This window comes from Actinoplanes sp. SE50/110 (genome assembly GCF_900119315.1).
GTDB lineage: Bacteria > Actinomycetota > Actinomycetes > Mycobacteriales > Micromonosporaceae > Actinoplanes.
Genome location: NZ_LT827010.1, coordinates 8,045,135 through 8,061,072, shown reverse-complemented (window position 1 = coordinate 8,061,072; position 15,938 = coordinate 8,045,135). Strand labels below are relative to the sequence as shown.

Here is a 15,938-nt window from a genome sequence, read left to right as displayed (position 1 = left end):
GTGGCAGTTCCATGGTCCGCAAACTACGCCGGCTGGCCGGCCGGGCACGGGCTCTCGGCCCGCTCACCATCGGCGCCGTGGTGATCACCTCGCTGCTGGTCGCCGCGGTCACCGTGGCCGCCGTGTACGACGCGGCCCGGATCGCGGTCTGCCTGCTCGCGCTGCTGCTCGCGGTGGCGGTGGCCGGGGTGCTCCGGGTCAACCTGCGGCTGGCCGGGATGCGGGCCGACCGGCGGGAGATCCGCGACCTGCGGGTGGTGCTCGACCAGACGCAGCGCCGGGTGGTGTCCGCGGTCGAACGCCAGCGGCTCAACACCGAGGACCGGCACCGGGAACTGTTCGACGCGGTGGCCCGGGTCCAGCGGATCGCCGACCGCGGTGTCCGGGACCTGCGGTTCGCCGTGCCCCGCGAGGTGGAGGCGACCGTGCAGCTCTTCCAGGGGCTGACCCCGCGCGCGCCGATGCCGTCCTCCGGCGACTTCGCGCTCAACCCGACCGACCTGCTGGAGCTGCTCTTCCTGGTCCGCACCCGGCGGCCGCGGCTGGTCCTCGAACTGGGCAGCGGGACGTCCACGGTGTGGCTCGCCTACGTGCTCGAACAGGTCGGCGGCCGGCTGATCTCCCTCGACCACGACCCGGACTACGCCGCCCGCACCCGCGCCGCGCTGCGGGCCCACGGGCTGACCGGGGTCGCCGAGGTCCGCGATGCCCCGCTCACCCCGGTCGAGCTGGGCGAGCGGTCCTTCCCGTGGTACGACCCGGCCGCCCTCGACGACCTGACCGGCGTCGACCTGCTGCTGGTCGACGGACCGCCGGCCGCGGTCGGCCCGGACAGCCGGTATCCCGCCCTGCCCGTCCTCGAACCCCGCCTCGCCGACCGCGCCACCATCGTCTTCGACGACGCGAACCGCAGCGATGAACAGGCCGCCATCGAGAACTGGCTGGCCGCCGTCGACGGCCTCGCCCGCGAAGGCGAGCTGCTCGGCCGCCACGCCGTTCTCTCCTACGACCGCTCCACCAGACTCACCACAGCTACGGCTACCGCGCCCCGCTGACCCGCGCCACCGTTCGGCCGCGCGCCGTCGGCCCGCGCTGCCGTTCGGCCGCGCGCCGTCGGCCCGCGCTGCCGTTCGGCCGCGCGCCGTCGGCCCGCGCTGCCGTTCGGCCGCGCGCCGTCGACCCGCGCTGCCGATCGGCCCACGATCATGGGCGGCAGGCAAAGAAGCAGGCCCCCGCCGCAGGGGGATCGGCGGGGGCCTGCTCATGGGCCGGCAAAGCCGGCTTGCTTGGGGATTCCGCGACCAACAGCGGATGTGGAAGGGCTGGGCGATTGTCCTGAACGCGACAGCGGCCAAAGCGCTGTGCCCGCTCGCCCCCGATGGGCGACGATCAGTTGTCGGCCGCGGCGCACGACATCTGCTGCGAGCATTCGACCTTGCTTCCGACCGTCAGATTCCGCCTGGCCCGGCCGGATCAGTAACCGAAGTCCTGCGTGAAGTAGGGTGCGCCGCCCTTGCTGTAGATCGCGCCCACTCCCACCGTCTTCGACTGGCAGTTGAGGATGTTGGCGCGGTGTCCCGGGCTCTTCATCCAGGCCGCGACGACGTCCTTGCCGCTGCGGTATCCCCAGGCGATGTTCTCCGCGGACGGCTTCGGGTACCCGGCGGCCTTCTCGCGGGCGACGAAGTCGGAGCCGCCCTTGCCGGTGTGGCTGAACGCCCCACCCTGAGCCATGTACGCGCTGTGCCCGCGAGCCGCGGTGATCAGCCGGGCGTCGACCTTCAGGGCGGCGCAGCCGTGCGCGGTCCGCTGGGCGTTGGTGAGCTTGACGATGTCGGCCTGCAGCGTCGCCTCGGAGACTCCGGCGGCGTCGGCCGGGGTCGCCAGCAGCGTGACGCCGAGGGCGGCGGCCGGGGCGAGGGCGGCGACGACGGCAAGGCGGCGGAACAGCGAGCGCAAGATGATCCCTTTCGGAAAGCGGCGCCCGGCTTGTCGCCGGGCTCACCGTTCCCTTCGGCGTCCCCTGTCGCAGCGATGATCGCGGATCGGGAGTGCCCGGGTCGCCGATCGGTTGCCGCCCTCCGCACCCGTTCCACAACTTGCGGCAGCAGTGCGCGCCCCGTGCCGCGACCGCCCGCTGCCGTGCCCGCCCTGCCGTGTGCCCCTGCGTCGTGTCCGCCCTGCGTCGTGTCCGCCCTGTGCCGTGCCCCGCTGCCGTGTGGCCCGCCGGGAGTCGCGGGCGGCGGACGGCGCGGTCGTGGCGGGTCAGCCGGCGGTGCGGGGCTTCGGCAGCTCGGCCGGGCGTAGCTGGGTCAGGACCGCGTCGGCGTACACGCCGTGGTGGTGGCGGCGGGCGAAGTCGCGGCCGCGGCCGCTCTGGGCTGCCCAGCGTTCCGGGCTGCGGTGCATCCGCCGCATCGTCGGGTGCAGGTCGTCCGGGGTGCAGTAGACGGCCGCTGAGCCGTATTCCGCCTCCCTCTCCGGGGGGAGCAGCAGGACGCAGCCGGCGGCCAGGGCGGGCAGCAGGGTGGCCGGGGGGTCACCCAGGCCGAGGTAGAAGTCGATCTGGTGCAGGAAGCCGCGCGGGGTGACGTCCGGCTCGCGGTAGACGAGCCAGTTCAGCGGGGTGCGCCGGCCGAAGGCGGTGGTGGCGTCGGCGGACCGGTCCAGCACGCGGACGTCGCATTCCGGGGCGTCGCGGACCAGTCGGCGCAGGGTTCGCAGGTGGTCGGGGCCGTCAGCGGTGGCCCGGCCGAGGATCGGGCGGTCGCCGGCGGGCCGGGTGCGGACCGCCTGCCAGCGGCGCGGGTCGACGGTGCACGGCAGTGGGACGGTGACCGGTTCGACGCCGAACAGGCGGATCGAGGCGGCGGTCAGCGCCTCCGCGGCGGGGGACCAGTCCGGATCGTGCTCGATCACGACGTGGTCGGCGCTGATGCCGCTGGGCAGGCCGGCGGCGAAAGCGATCGCGGCCGGGCCGCGGACCACCAGAAGCCGGGTGTGCGCGCGGTCGGCGAGGAACACCTGGCGGACCTCGGCCAGGTTGATCATGCGTTGGACCTCCGGGTCGAGGTTGCGGCCGGCGGCGTCGAGGGTGGGCAGGTGCAGCAGGGCCATGGTGACGGCGCGGCCGGTCAGGGCGCGCAGCGGGCCGGCGCTCTCCGGTGCGGTGAAGTCGCCGGCCAGGATCAGGTCGTAGGTTTCCGGCCGGGCGGTGCCGGTGAGCAGGGCGGGGGCGGCGAAGGCGCGGCTCTGCGGGGTGCGTGGCCGGCGGGCCGGTTCCCGGCCGGCGACGATCCGGGTGTGCCAGGCCTGGCATGCCGACAGGTACGCCTGCCGGGCCGGGTGCAGCCAGCCGGGGGCCTGATCGGCGCTGGACAGCGAGCCGCCGGAGAGCCGGATCAGGGCGAGGGTCTCCCCGCCGAGGTGCTGGACGGCGGGCCGGCCGAAGACCGCGCGGGCCCGTTCGACGTATTCCGCGTCCGCGCCCTTGCGGACGGTGTCCAGGTAGCCGAGCCGCTCCAGGGCCGGCTCCCGCCGGATCATCAACGACGAGAGGTTGTACGTCCGATGGTGCGGATGCCCCGGGCGGGTGATCACCAGGTCGCCGGTGACGCGCATCCCGGCGGACGTGACGGCCACCAGGCCACGGTCGGCGAGCAGCGGCGCCACCTGGCGTTCCAGGCGTAGCGGGTGGGACCAGTCGTCGGAGTCCTGGAAGGTGACGAACTCGCCGGCAGCCGCGTCCAGGGCGGCGTTGCGGGCCAGGTAGGTGCCGCCGTTGACGGGCATCCGCAGCACCCGGATCCGCGGGTCGAGGGCGGCCGCCCGGTCCAGGATCGCGGTGTCCGGGGAGCCGTCGTCGACGATCAGGATCTCCTGGTCCGGCCAGCTCTGCGCGATCAGCGAGCGGATCGTGACGAGCAGCGCCGGCTCGGGCCGGTAGGTGGTGACGATGGTGCTGATCAGGGTCCCGCCGGCGGTGGTCGGGGCGATCCCGGGCCGGATCCGGTCGAAGCGCGGCCCGGCGCCCTCGGACAGGGCGATGCCGGGCGCCGGGAGCAGGCCGTTGAACCGCGTCAGCCAGGTCGATGGTGCGGCCAGGTCGACGGCGAGCGCCTCGCGGATCGGCCGGGGCACCGCACGGTAGCGCTCCAGCAGGTCGGCCGCCCGACCGGCCGGGAACGCGAGTTGCACATGCAGACCCTGGTGGGCGGGGGCAATCGCGGCCGGCCCGTGGGCCCGCAGCAGGGCGTCGAACAGGGCCAGCCCGTCGGCCCGGTCCTCCGGCTCCAGATCTTGCAGGGCGATCACCCGGGCCAGTTCGCCGACGTCCCACGGGTCGGCCCGGTCCGGCAGGGGGCGTCCGGCGCGGGCCCGGCTGAGCAACTGGTCGAGGTCGGTGACGCCGGCGGCGTACGCGAGCAGCGCCCGGGCGTCCGCGGACCGGGCTCGCAGCGCGGCCGTCGCGGGCCCGTCCGGGCCGGTCTTGCGCAGGCTCCGCAGATGCCGGTCGAGCAGGGCGGATCCGTACGCGCCCGGGGTGATGTGCGTCCGCATGGAATGCCCAACGCCCCGGCCCGGCCCGGCGTGACGTGATCACCCCGCGGGTCGTTGCACCCGGGGGGCAAAAGCCGAGCAGGGGGAGTGCACGAGCATGACCGCGACCGTCCATGACGTGGCGATCCTCTCCGACTTCCGGTATCCGGGCGGGAACTCGGCGGCGATCGCGGCCGAGGTGCGCGCGCAGGCCGAGGCCGGGTTGCGGACCGTCCTGGTGCACGTGCCGTCGCCGCACAACCGGGACGGGTTGCCGTTCAGCCCGCGGATCGCCGAGCTGCTCCGCGACGGGTCGGCCGAGCTGGCCACGCCGGACGCGGTGACCCAGGCCAAGCTGCTGGTGATCCGGCAGCCGCGGATCTTCACCGAGGACCTGGCGGTGGTCCCGCGGATCCGGGCCGGGCGCACCGTGATGGTGCTCAACCAGGCGCCCGGGGATGCCGCCGATCCGGCGCGGTACTACGACTTCGCCGAGGTGCGCGACCGGGTCGAGTTGTACTTCGGTCCGGAGATCGAGTGGATGCCGATCAGCCCGCAGATCCGGCAGGGCCTGTCCGATTTGTCGGACCAGGACTGGCATGAGATCATCGATGTGGGCGAGTGGCCCAACGATGTCCCGCGGAAGCGGGACATCCCGGTGATCGGCCGGCACGGGCGCGCCGACCTGGTCAAATGGCCCCCCACCGCGGGCGAGCTGCTCCAGGCTTACCCCGACAAGCCGGACATCAGGGTACGCGTTCTCGGTGGCGGTGAGATCGCCACCCGCATCCTCGGCCGCCGCCCCACCAACTGGGAGATCATCCCGTTCGGCCAGGAGGAGCCTCTCGCCTTCCTGCGCAGCATCGATTTCTTCGTCTACTTCCACCACCCCGATCTGGTGGAAGCGTTCGGCCGCACGATCCTGGAGGCGATGGCCGCCGGCGTTCCCGCCATCATCGGCGAGCACTTCCGCCCGATCTTCGGTGACGCGGCCCTGTATGCCACCCCGGCCGGCGTCGAGCCCCTCGTCCGCCGCCTGTGGGCCGACCCGGCGTCCTACCGCGCGGTCGCGGCCAAGGCCCGCGAGTTCGTCGACACCCGCTACGGCGTCGCCTCCCACCTGGCCCGCCTCGCCGACCGCGGCGCCGGCGCCCGCCCCGCCGCCCACCGGGCTTCCGGCACGGCCCGGCACGGCGAGCCCACCCCCCGCCCCCGCCCGGTCCTGATGCTCAGCGACAACGGCGCGGGCCTCGGCCACCTGTCCCGTCTGATGGCGATCGGCCGGCGTCTGCCCGAGCAGCATCCGGCGGTGATCGCCACCCAGTCGTACGGCGCCTCGGTCGCCCACCGCGAGGGTTTCCTCACCGAGTACCTGCCGTCCCGGACCGTTCTGGGCCTGGCCAAGCAGCGCTGGGCCGGTTTCCTGCAGGCCCGCCTGGAACACCTGGTCGACCTGCACCGCCCGGCCGTGGTCGCGGTCGACAGCGTCCCGCACGAGGGCATCGTGGCGGCCGCCGCGGCCCGCCCGGACGTCACCTGGGTGTGGGTGCGCCGACCGATGTGGCGGCGCGGCACCGGCGCCGAGTGGATCGCCCGGGGCGCCGCCTTCGACCGGATCCTGGAGCCCGGCGAGTTCGCCGCGGCGGTCGATCGGGGCCCGACCGTGGCGGACCGGGCCGGCGTGCACGCGGTCGACCCGATCATGCTGCTGGACCGGGCGGACCTGGCCGCGCCGGACGAGGCCCGGGCCGCGCTGGGCCTGGAACCGGGCCGTCCGGCCGCGCTGCTGCAGCTGGGCGCCGGGAACATCAACGACATCGCCTCGCCGGTCGGCCGGATCGCCCGGCAGCTGCGCGAGGCCGGGTTCCAGGTGCTGCTCGCCGAGTCGATGATCGCGACCGAACCGATGCCGCCGGTGCCCGGGGCCACGGTGGTCAAGGTGTACCCGATCAGCCGGTATCTGCGCGGATTGGACCTGGTGGTCAGTGCGTCCGGTTACAACTCCTTCCATGAGCTGCTCGCTTTCGGCGTGCCGGCGGTGTTCGTGCCGAACCGGGAGACGTCCCTGGACGACCAGGTGGCCCGGGCCCGGTTCGCCGCCTCCTCCGGGGCGGCGCTGTGGGTGGAGGACCCGGACAGCGACGAGCTGGACCGGGTGCTGGCCGAGGCGGTCCGGCCCGAGGTGCGCGAACAGCTGGTGCGCCGGTGCGGGGAGGTGGGCTTCGACAACGGAGCCGGGGCCGCGGCACGCTGGCTGGCGGAACTCGCCGCCGAAACCGTACGAAGAGCCGAGAACGTACGAAGCGGAGCGTGAACATGTCCGATCTGTCCACCAAGCCGGAGCTGGAGAGACTGCACTGGGAGATCGCCGCGCTGACCGGGCGGATGCGGTCGGTCGAGTTGGAGCGCGACTCCTGGCGGGCCCGCTGCGACCGGCTCGTCGAGCAGCGTGACCGGGAGCGCGAGAAGAGCCGGAAGCTGGCCGACAGCGGCTCGTACCGGCTGGGCCGGGCCCTGGTGTCGTTCGCCCGCGACCCCTGGCACACCTCACCGCGGCTGGTCCGCGGACTGGCCCGGCGGCTGCGCCCGGCCCCGGCCGGCTCGGCGGTCGTGCCCGGGCAGGCCGGCCGGCCGCCGGTCGCCCCGCGCCGTCCGGCCCACCTGTACGTGGCGATCGGGCTGGACCACGACGCCCTGCGGGACTTCCTGGTGACGGTCAACCAGCGGCTGCTGGTGACGCCGGACCACCGGCCGGTGGTGCTCACCGACGATCCGGCGTTCGCCCTGCTGCGCAAGCTCGGGGTGCTGATGGAGTACCTGCCGGACCGGGCCACCTGGGAGCGGCACCGGCCCGACCGGGCCTGGGACGACCTGCTCGCCGAGCGGCTTGCCCAGCTCTGCCGGGACCACAACACCGAGCGGACCGTGGTGGTGGACCGGCTGCACCCGCCGGCCCTGGCCGACCTACTGAACACGCGGTAGCGCCGCGTCCAGCAGCGGCGCCACCGTCTGGGCGAAGGTCGTGGTCAGGTGGTTGGAGTCGCGGTAGGCGAGCACGTTGCCGATCACCGGCGGGCAGAAGTCGGTGCACAGCCACGGATCCGGGTCGACCACGGTGACCCCGGTCAGGCCGGGCAACACCGAGCGTTGCGCCGGCCCGCGCAGGGCCGACGTGGCGGGCTTGCCGCACCGGTTGATCCGCTTCAGGCGCGCCTGGCGGGCCACGCAGACCGGGACCCGCTCACCACCCAGGTACGGGGTGTCCTCGATCAGCGCGACCTTCGCCGCCCCCAGTGCGGCGAAGGTCCGCTGCCAGCCGGCCCGCCACTGCGCCGCCTCGTCGGTGCGGGTGTCGACCGGCCGGTAGTTGAAGCTCGACCCGATCACCACGAGCGCCGGTCTCAACGCCCGGATCCGGGCCTCGGCCGAGGTGTGGAACGCGGCGCACTCGGTGTACTCACGTTTCAGCCCGTCGTGCCAGAGCGGCAGGTCCGCGGCCGAGCACGACGACTTGCTGATCGACACCAGCCGCCAGTGGTGCTGCTCGGCCAGCCGGTCCATCGCCGGGAACCACTGCGCGGCGTGCGAGTCGCCGTAGAGCACGACGGTGGTCGTCGACCCCGGGTCGCCGTATTCGCAGCCGGCCGGCGCCACCAGGACCGGCGCCTCGACGTGGCAGCCGTCCGCCCACACGCGGGCCTTGTCCTGGTTGACCCGGGCCAGCGTGGGGGTCAGGTTGGCGGGCAGCTCGCGCAGGCCGCGGGAGGCCCGGACCGCCCGGGTGACCACCGCGTACGGGTCGGTGGCATGCGCCGTGGCGGCCCGCAGGTCACGGATCGCCGCCCCGGCCGGCACCGGGTGCGGCAGCAGCGCGATGGTGACCGCGGTGGCGGCGACCAGGGCGGACAGGGCGGCGCCCAGCCCGAGCGCCGGGGCGGTCCGCACGCGCAGCCACGGGTGGTGCCGCACCGGGTTCTCCACCAGGTGGTAGGTCACCCAGGCCAGGCCGAGCCCGGCCGCGGCGAGCAGCAGCGACAGCGGCAGTGACGGATCCCGGCCGAGCGCGGCCGGCCCGATCAGCAGCAGCGGCCAGTGCCACAGGTACCAGCCGTAGGAGAGCCGGCCGACCGCCTGCAGGGGCCGGGCCTCCAGCAGGGGCAGGCCGCCGATCAGCACGGCGGTCGTGCCGGCCACCGGGAGCAGGGCGTAGAAGCCGGGGTACGCGGTGGCGTCGTCGCACCACAGCGCCGCCCCGAGGATCGCGGCCAGCCCGGCACCGCCCAGCCACCCGTTGCGGACCTTCGGCGCGAACAGGGCCACCAGCGCCCCGGCGCCCAGTTCCCAGGCCCGGGTGTGCGGGCCGAAATAGGCCCACGGCGCCGACCGGGTGGTTTCCCACACCCCGGCGGTGAACGAGGCGAGCACCAGCCCGATCAGCACCGGCCGGCGCCGCGGCAGCATCAGCAGCAGCGGCCAGATCAGGTAGAACTGCTCCTCCACGGCCAGCGACCAGAAGTGCTGGAACGGCGACGGCGGTGCGTCGGCGTTGAGGTAGTCCGTGCCGGTCAGCGCGAACCGCAGATTGGCGACGTACCCGGCGGCCGACAGCGCGTCCCTGGCCAGGTCGCCCATCCGGATCGGCGGCAGCCACAGCCGGGCCGCGAGCAGCGTGCTGACCAGCACCAGCGCGGCGGCCGGCAGCAACCGCAGGGCACGCCGGGCGTAGAAGCGGCGGATCGACATCCGCCCGGCCGCCCGCTCCCGCAGCAGCAGCGAGGTGATCAGGAAGCCGGAGATCACGAAGAAGACGTCCACGCCCACGTAGCCGCCGGCGGCGAACGGCACCCCGGCGTGGCCCAGCACGACCAGCAGCACCGCGACCGCGCGAAGGCCCTCGACGTCGGACCGGAAGTTCGGCGAGAGGCTCATCGCCCTCTAACGCTCCGCCCCGGCGCGGGGTGTCGGGTGGTCGTCCACGTCGCAACCTCGTTCCGGCGGCCCTCGTTGCGTTTGCTGTGACTGCCCAGACGCTGAGTGCCCCCGCCGATCCGGACACCGGCCCGCAGCGGCGGTCCGGGCAGCCGACGGTCGATCCGCGCCCGCTGTGGCGCGGCGTGCTGCTGCGCTCGGCACTGGTCCCGCTGATCGTGCTGTCCCCGCTGGTCGCCGCGCAACCCAGTGCCGACCACCGGTTCAACGTCTACGCCAACGGGGCACGCTACCTGACCCGCCCGTGGGAACTCGTCGGCGCGGCGGTCACCTCGGTCCCGCAATACCTGAACCTGGGCAACTTCCGCCCGCTCGGCCGGATCGCCGAATGGCTGCTGGACACCCTCACCTTCGCGCTCACCGACGTGTTCGGCCTGCCCGCCAACATCTCGCTGCGCCTAGTCTCCTTCCTCAGCGCGATCCTGCTCACCCTGGCCGCGGTGGTGCTGACCGAGTGCGTGACCACCCGGGGCCGGGCGTTCGCCGGCCCGCCGTCGCTGCCCGTCGCGGTGCTGCCGTTCGCGGCCGCCGGCGGTTTCGTGGCCGCCGGCCGGACCAGCACCACGATCCTGTTCGGCGGGCTCTACTTCCTCACCGCGGCGCTGGTGCTCCTGGTCGCCGCCGCGGCGGCGCACCTCACGAACAACACCGGACTGGGCGTACGCCCGATCGTGCTCGCCCTGACGCTCGGCCTCACCCTGGCGGCCTTCAACGAGATGGCCTGGCTGGCCCTGCCACTGGCCACCGTGGTCGTCCCGATCCGCGCCCGGCTGATCCTGGGCCGGTCCTGGCGGGACACCCTGACCGGGGCCGGCGCCCGGTTCACCGGGCTGCTCTGGGCCGGGTTCCTGCCGGTCGCCGTCCCGGTCCGGCTGATCATCGCGGCCCGGTGCGCGGCCGGGCGCTGCTACTCCGGCTCCGATGTGGCGCTGCCCGGCGCCCCGGGCGCGCTGCCCAACCGGCTCACCGCGTGGATCCCGCCGCTGATGTGGCAGCGGGCGAGCGAGGGACCGTACGGTCACACCCTCGGCCCGGCCCTGCTGCTCGCCCTGCTCGCGATGCTCCCGCTGGTGTGGAAGCTGCGGCGGGAGCTGCCCGGCCACCCGGCCGCCGACCGCCGGCAGGTGCTCGCGCTGGCCGCGACCGCGCTGGCCGTGCTGGTCCCGGCCGCCGCCATGGGCGCCCTCAACGAGCAGATGCAGCACCTCGCCGCGGCCGGCTGGTGGGGGCTGGGCTGGCGGGACAGCGCGCTGGCCGGGGCCGGCGGCGCCCTGCTGACCGTGGCCCCGATCGCCACCCTGCGGCAGCACCGGGCCCGGCTCGCCGCAGTGCTGCTGCTGGCCGTCGTCGCGGCGGCCGGCGCCTCGGCCAACCGCGACTACCGGGCCGGCACCGCGTCGGAGAAGCCGGCGTTCGTGCACGACCGGGTGGCCCAGGAGATCGTCGACTTCGACCGCTCGGCGGCCGGCGACGCCCGTCGGTGCGAGCTGCGCCGGCAGTTCCGGGACAGCCTGCCACCGGGCCGCCGGACCGGATACCCGCCCGAGCTGCGCCGCTTCGACCAGGCCGTCGACGAGGCGACCCGCGAGCTGGCCGGGCGGCGCTTCTGCACCGGGGCGCCGGCATGACCCCCGGCCGCGTCTCCGTGGTCGCGCCGGTCTACAACGAGGGCGCCGGGGTCGACCGGTTCGTCGACCGGATGCGCGAGGTGCTCGCCGGCCACGACTACGAACTGGTGCTCGTCGACGACGGCTCGGCCGACGACTCGTGGCGCCGGATCGCCGGGCACGCCGCGCACGACCCGCGGGTGCGCGGGCTGCGGCTGTCCCGCAACTTCGGCAAGGAGGCCGCGCTGCTGGCCGGCCTGGAACACGCCGACGGTGACGCGGTCATCGTGATCGACGCCGACCTGCAGCACCCGCCGGCCGCCATCCCGGACATGATCCGCCGCTGGCGGGCCGGCGCCCAGGTGGTCGAGGCGGTCAAACGCAACCGGACCGGCCAGTCGCTGAGCAGCCGGCTGGGCGCCCGGGTGTTCAACCACGCGTTCACCCGGATGACCAAGGTCGACCTGGTGAACGCCACCGACTTCCGGCTGCTCGCCCGGCCGGCGCTGGACGCGCTGCTGCAGATGCCCGAGCACTCGTCGTTCTTCCGCGGCACCAGCAGCTGGATCGGCTTCACCCGGGAAACCGTGGAGGTGGACATCGACCATCGGGAGGGCGGCGCGTCCCGGTGGACCGCCCGCTCCCTGTTCCGGCTCGCGGTCAACGGGCTCACCTCGTTCACCTCCGCCCCGCTGCACCTGGTCACCCTGGTCGGGCTGGCCTTCGCGGCGTTCTCCGCGGTGCTCGGGGTGCAGACCCTGGTCCGCTGGATGCAGGGGCACTCGGTGGCCGGATTCCCCACGGTGATCCTGCTGCTGCTGGTCACCGGGACGTTCGTGCTGCTCGGCCTGGGGGTGATCGGCGAATACCTGGCCCGGATCCACGAGGAGGTCCGGGGCCGGCCCCGCTACCTGCTCCGGGACCTGGCCGGTCCGCGCCGGATGGCCGAGCATTCCGGCGGCCGCCTCGGCCCGCTCGATGTCCCGGTGGCCGAGCGGGCCGGCGGGGGACTACGGTCGCTCGATGTCCCGGAGCAGTGGGTGGAGCGTGCGGAGCGGCGGTGAGCCGGTCCGGGCGCTGCTGCCCGGTCCGCGCCTGGCCCGCGTGGTCCGCTACGGACTCAGCGGCGGCGCCAGTGCCCTCACCCACTTCGGCATCGGTCTGTGCGGCGTCCACCTGCTGCACCTGCGCCCGGTGGTCGCCTCCACGACCGGGTTCGTGGCCAGCATCGCGGTGTCCTACGCGCTGCAGCGCTGGTGGGTCTTCCGCTCGACGACGGGCCACGCGATCGCCGGCTCCCGGTTCCTGATCGTCACCGCGGTCGCCTTCACCATCAACACGCTGGTGCTGTGGCTCGGCACCGAGGTGCTCGCCGCGCCCTACCCGATCGTCCAGCCGATCGCGCTGACCCTGATTCCGCTGGTCAACTACTTCCTCAACTCCCGCTGGACCTTCGCTCACCGTTGAGCCCGGGTGGCCGGGCACTCGACTCCCGCTGGACCTTCGCTCACCGTTGAGCCCGGGTGGCCGGGCACTCGACTCCCGCTGGGCGGTCGCTCACCGTTGAGCCCGGGTGGCCGGGCACTCGACTTCCGCGGGGCCTCGGCGAGCCGCTGGGCCCGCGGGGCCGGGTTTCGCCGTCCGGGACCACCCACGGACCGTGAAGAGGCCGGCGATCGCCCTGGACGCGCAGCGGCCAGATCGCCGGCCTCGGCCCGCGCGGGAGCATGCGATCTGCACCCCGCTGGACCTGCGGATATCAAGATTTTGGTCTTGATATGGATCGCGAAGTCAGAGTCGATGCGCTTCCCGGCCCGTGGTGACGCCCCGGGTGTCGAAGAAGCGCTTCGCCAGCCGCGCCAGGTGGTCCGCGTCGTACTCGCGGTGGTTCTGCACCAGGATCACCAGGTCGGCCGAGGCCACCGCACCCTCCAGATCCTCCGTCCGGGACACCGGAACACCCCCGATGTCCCAGGTGCCCACGTGCGGGTCGTGGTAGGACACCGTCGCGCCCAGCGCGGCCAGTTGGCGGGCCAGCGGCGCCGCCGGCGACTCCCGCTGGTCGGCGATGTTCGGCTTGTAGGTGATGCCGAGCAGCAGCACGGTCGCCCCGCGCACCGCCTGCCCGTCCGCGTTCAGCAGGTTCTGCGCCCGCCGCGCCACGTACGCCGGCATCGTCGCGTTGATCTCCTGCGCCAGCTCCACGAACCGGAACGGGTATCCCAGCTTGCTGCGCACGTTGTGGGACAGGTAGTTCGGGTCGATCGGGATGCAGTGTCCGCCCACCCCCGGACCCGGGTAGAACGCCTGGAAGCCGAACGGCTTGGTGGACGCCGCGTTGATCACGTCCCAGAGGTCGATGTCCAGCTCGTGGCAGAACCGGGCCATCTCGTTGACCAGCGCGATGTTGACGTGCCGGTAGGTGTTCTCCAGCAGTTTCGCGGTCTCGGCCTCCCGGGTGCCGCGCGCCCGCACCACGGTTTCGATGAACCGGCCGTAGAAGCCGGCCGCCGCCTCGGTGCACGCGGTGGTGTACCCGCCGACCACCTTCGGGGTGTTGTGCGCGCCGTACTCGGCGTTGCCCGGGTCGATCCGCTCCGGCGAGAAGGCCAGGTGGAAGTCGATCCCCGCGGTCAGCCCGGAGAGCCGCTCCAGCAGCGGCCGGACCACGTCGTCGGTGGTGCCCGGGTAGGTGGTCGACTCCAGCACGACCAGCATCCCGGCGCGCAGGTTGCGGCCCACCGAGCCGGTCGCGCCGGTCACCGCCCGCAGGTCCGGGCCGTCGCCCTCGGAGAGCGGGGTGGGCACGCAGATCACCGCGGTGCGCGCGGTGGCGATCTCGGTCTCGTCGGCGGTCGCCCGGAACCCGCCGGCCAGCATCTCGGCCACGTCGGCGTCGCTCAGGTCGTCGACGTGCGACCGGCCGGCGGCCAGCGACTTGACCACGGTCTCGTCGACGTCGAAGCCGAGCACCGACATGCCGGCCCGGATCGCCTGCTGGGCCAGGGGCAGTCCGACGTACCCCAGGCCGAGGATGACAACGTCGTAGCTCAAGGAATTCTCCTGGTGAGTTGCGGGGACGGGGCGGGTGCCGGCCGGCGGGGGCCGGTGGGCCGGTGCGTGAGTTCGAACGGGGACGGGAACGGCAGGTAGGCCGGCAGGAACTCGGCCAGCAGCGCCCGCTGCTCGGGCACCGCGGCCTCGCCGCTGTCCACGTCGTTGAGGCAGAGCGTGTCGGCGTCCCGGGCGCGCAGCAGGGCGGCCAGCCGCAGCGGGGTGTGCGGGTCGGCCAGGTCGGCGTACCGGTGCCGGATCTCGCCGGGGATCGCCCGGCCGGTCAGGAACGCGTAGTACTGCTGCAGCGAGGAGAGCATCGACACGTCGTCCGGGTGCCGGAACTGGTGTTCCGCGGTGCCCCGGACCTCCTCGGCGAAGCGCCGCTCGATCTCCTGGAGCACGCTGCGTCGCGCCGGGTGCGGGGTGTGCATCATCTTGCGGGTCAGCACCCGCCCGAAGGCCTGCTCGATCAGCCGCCGGTTGTTCTTGGCCGCGGCGTCGGCCGGCCGGTCGCCGGGCCCGCGCGGGGCCAGGTCGACCAGGGACGGCGACGGAAAGAAGCGGGTCAGGCCGGTCGCGGTGAAGAACAGGTCCGGGGTGACCGGCCGGCCCAGGAACACGTCGTCGTTGAGGTAGAGGAAGTGCTCGGCCAGCCCCGGGATCCGGTGCAGCCGCGACTCGATGGCCTGCGAGTTGAAGGTCGGCAGGGTGCCGGTGCCGCCGAAGATCTCCCGATGCCCGACCACGGTCAGCCGCGGATGCCCGCGGTTCAGCCAGGCCGGCGCCTGCCCGTCGGTGACCAGGTAGACGTGCCGCACCCAGGGCGCGAAGCAGTGCAGCGCGCGCATCGAGTAGCGCAGCTCGTCGCGGCTGGCGTACCGGGAGTCGTTGGCCGCCTGCGCGTGCAGCCCGGCCACCCACGGGTTGCCGGCCAGCGCCTCGGCCTTGCGCCGGCGCCACGCCGGGTCGCCGCCGTCCACCCAGGTGTAGACCGCGTCGATCGGGAAGTCGATCCGGTCCGGGACGGCGGTGGTGAAGACCCGTCGGGTGCGGTGCAGGCTGTGGTCGTCGGTCGCGCGGAACGCCCCGAAGGTCGCCTCGGGAGCGGTCACCACCGGCTCGCCGGCCGGGAACCGGTCCGCGACCGGATTGCGCCGCGGCGCCGTCAGGTGGTCCCGGTCGGTTCGCCAGAACTCCACGTCACAGCCGAACTCGGGACCCAGCACCAGGCCGCCGGCCGGGTCGGTGACCGGCCAACAGACGCTCACCACCCGTCGGTCCCGGCGGATCATCCCGCGATCACCGCCCGCGAGCCGCCCCAGGAGGCGGTCCACCAGGTCGCGATCGGTTTCCGGTACGCCGAGGGCGGTCCGCCGCGGGTCGGTGCCCGGCACCCGGAACCAGTCGACGCCGGCCGCGTCCAGGGCCGCGGTCACCCGGTCGAGGTTGGCCCGGCGCACCTCGGCCGGGCTGGTCGCGGTGACCACCCGGGCCCCGCGGACGACCCGGCCGGCCAGCGGGGCCAGGGTCCGGGCGACCCGCAGCCGGCGGTCCGGCGCGATCCGGGGCAGCAGGCGGTTCCCGGCCTGGGCGATCCGCCGCCGGATCGGCCAGGGCGCCCGCCGCAGCATCGCCCGCAGGGTCACGTCGTCCTCTCGCCGCACCACGCGTGCTTCAACGCCGCGGCGGAGACGGAAGTTGCGGTCTATACCTTTTATGGGTGGATGTCGGTAATTACGCATGTCC

The 15,938-nt window shown here is 74.0% G+C and carries 11 protein-coding genes; 6 read left to right on the top strand and 5 right to left on the bottom strand.

The window, feature by feature from the left end:
* The first annotated feature begins 11 nt into the window (after positions 1-11).
* Complete coding sequence (locus ACSP50_RS35940; protein ID WP_014694242.1) at positions 12-1,055, top strand: class I SAM-dependent methyltransferase; 1,044 nt, start codon at positions 12-14, stop codon at positions 1,053-1,055.
* A gap of 418 nt (positions 1,056-1,473) precedes the next feature.
* Here ACSP50_RS35940 and ACSP50_RS35935 read toward each other — a convergent pair whose 3' ends face one another.
* Entirely contained in the window at positions 1,474-1,959 is a 486-nt protein-coding gene (locus ACSP50_RS35935) for a CAP domain-containing protein (RefSeq protein ID WP_014694241.1), read from the bottom strand.
* 306 nt (positions 1,960-2,265) lie between these two features.
* Complete coding sequence (locus tag ACSP50_RS35930) at positions 2,266-4,560, bottom strand: glycosyltransferase family A protein (RefSeq protein WP_014694240.1); 2,295 nt, start codon at positions 4,558-4,560, stop codon at positions 2,266-2,268.
* 97 nt (positions 4,561-4,657) lie between these two features.
* On the opposite strand from ACSP50_RS35930, the gene ACSP50_RS35925 reads away from it, so the two are divergent.
* Positions 4,658-6,853 (top strand): glycosyltransferase, encoded by a 2,196-nt coding sequence (locus ACSP50_RS35925; protein WP_014694239.1) that lies wholly within the window; start codon positions 4,658-4,660, stop codon positions 6,851-6,853.
* 2 nt (positions 6,854-6,855) lie between these two features.
* Positions 6,856-7,521, top strand: coding sequence for a hypothetical protein (locus tag ACSP50_RS35920; protein ID WP_014694238.1), 666 nt, complete (start codon positions 6,856-6,858; stop codon positions 7,519-7,521).
* On the opposite strand, the gene ACSP50_RS35915 is transcribed toward ACSP50_RS35920, so the two are convergent.
* On the bottom strand, positions 7,504-9,468 hold the full coding sequence (locus tag ACSP50_RS35915; protein ID WP_014694237.1) for an acyltransferase family protein: 1,965 nt from the start codon (positions 9,466-9,468) through the stop codon (positions 7,504-7,506). The two genes, ACSP50_RS35920 and ACSP50_RS35915, sit on opposite strands and share 18 nt — an antisense overlap.
* A gap of 86 nt (positions 9,469-9,554) precedes the next feature.
* On the opposite strand from ACSP50_RS35915, the gene ACSP50_RS35910 reads away from it, so the two are divergent.
* From ACSP50_RS35910 to ACSP50_RS35900, 3 genes are read left to right on the top strand one after another with little or no spacing between them, the layout of a single operon-like run.
* Positions 9,555-11,156 (top strand): hypothetical protein, encoded by a 1,602-nt coding sequence (locus ACSP50_RS35910; RefSeq protein ID WP_014694236.1) that lies wholly within the window; start codon positions 9,555-9,557, stop codon positions 11,154-11,156.
* Positions 11,153-12,199: a glycosyltransferase family 2 protein gene (locus tag ACSP50_RS35905; RefSeq protein ID WP_014694235.1), complete on the top strand. Its 1,047-nt coding sequence runs from the start codon at positions 11,153-11,155 to the stop codon at positions 12,197-12,199. The genes ACSP50_RS35910 and ACSP50_RS35905 overlap by 4 nt, the downstream gene beginning before the upstream one ends.
* Positions 12,159-12,602, top strand: a complete 444-nt coding sequence (locus ACSP50_RS35900; protein ID WP_014694234.1) for a GtrA family protein — start codon at positions 12,159-12,161, stop codon at positions 12,600-12,602. The genes ACSP50_RS35905 and ACSP50_RS35900 overlap by 41 nt, the downstream gene beginning before the upstream one ends.
* Positions 12,603-12,926: 324 nt before the next feature.
* Here the strand turns inward: ACSP50_RS35900 and ACSP50_RS35895 are convergent, their stop codons facing one another.
* Positions 12,927-14,189 (bottom strand): nucleotide sugar dehydrogenase, encoded by a 1,263-nt coding sequence (locus ACSP50_RS35895; RefSeq protein ID WP_014694233.1) that lies wholly within the window; start codon positions 14,187-14,189, stop codon positions 12,927-12,929.
* Positions 14,186-15,859, bottom strand: coding sequence for a stealth family protein (locus ACSP50_RS35890; RefSeq protein WP_231956786.1), 1,674 nt, complete (start codon positions 15,857-15,859; stop codon positions 14,186-14,188). Before ACSP50_RS35890 ends, ACSP50_RS35895 begins: the two co-directional genes overlap by 4 nt.
* Between the last annotated feature and the right edge of the window lie 79 nt (positions 15,860-15,938).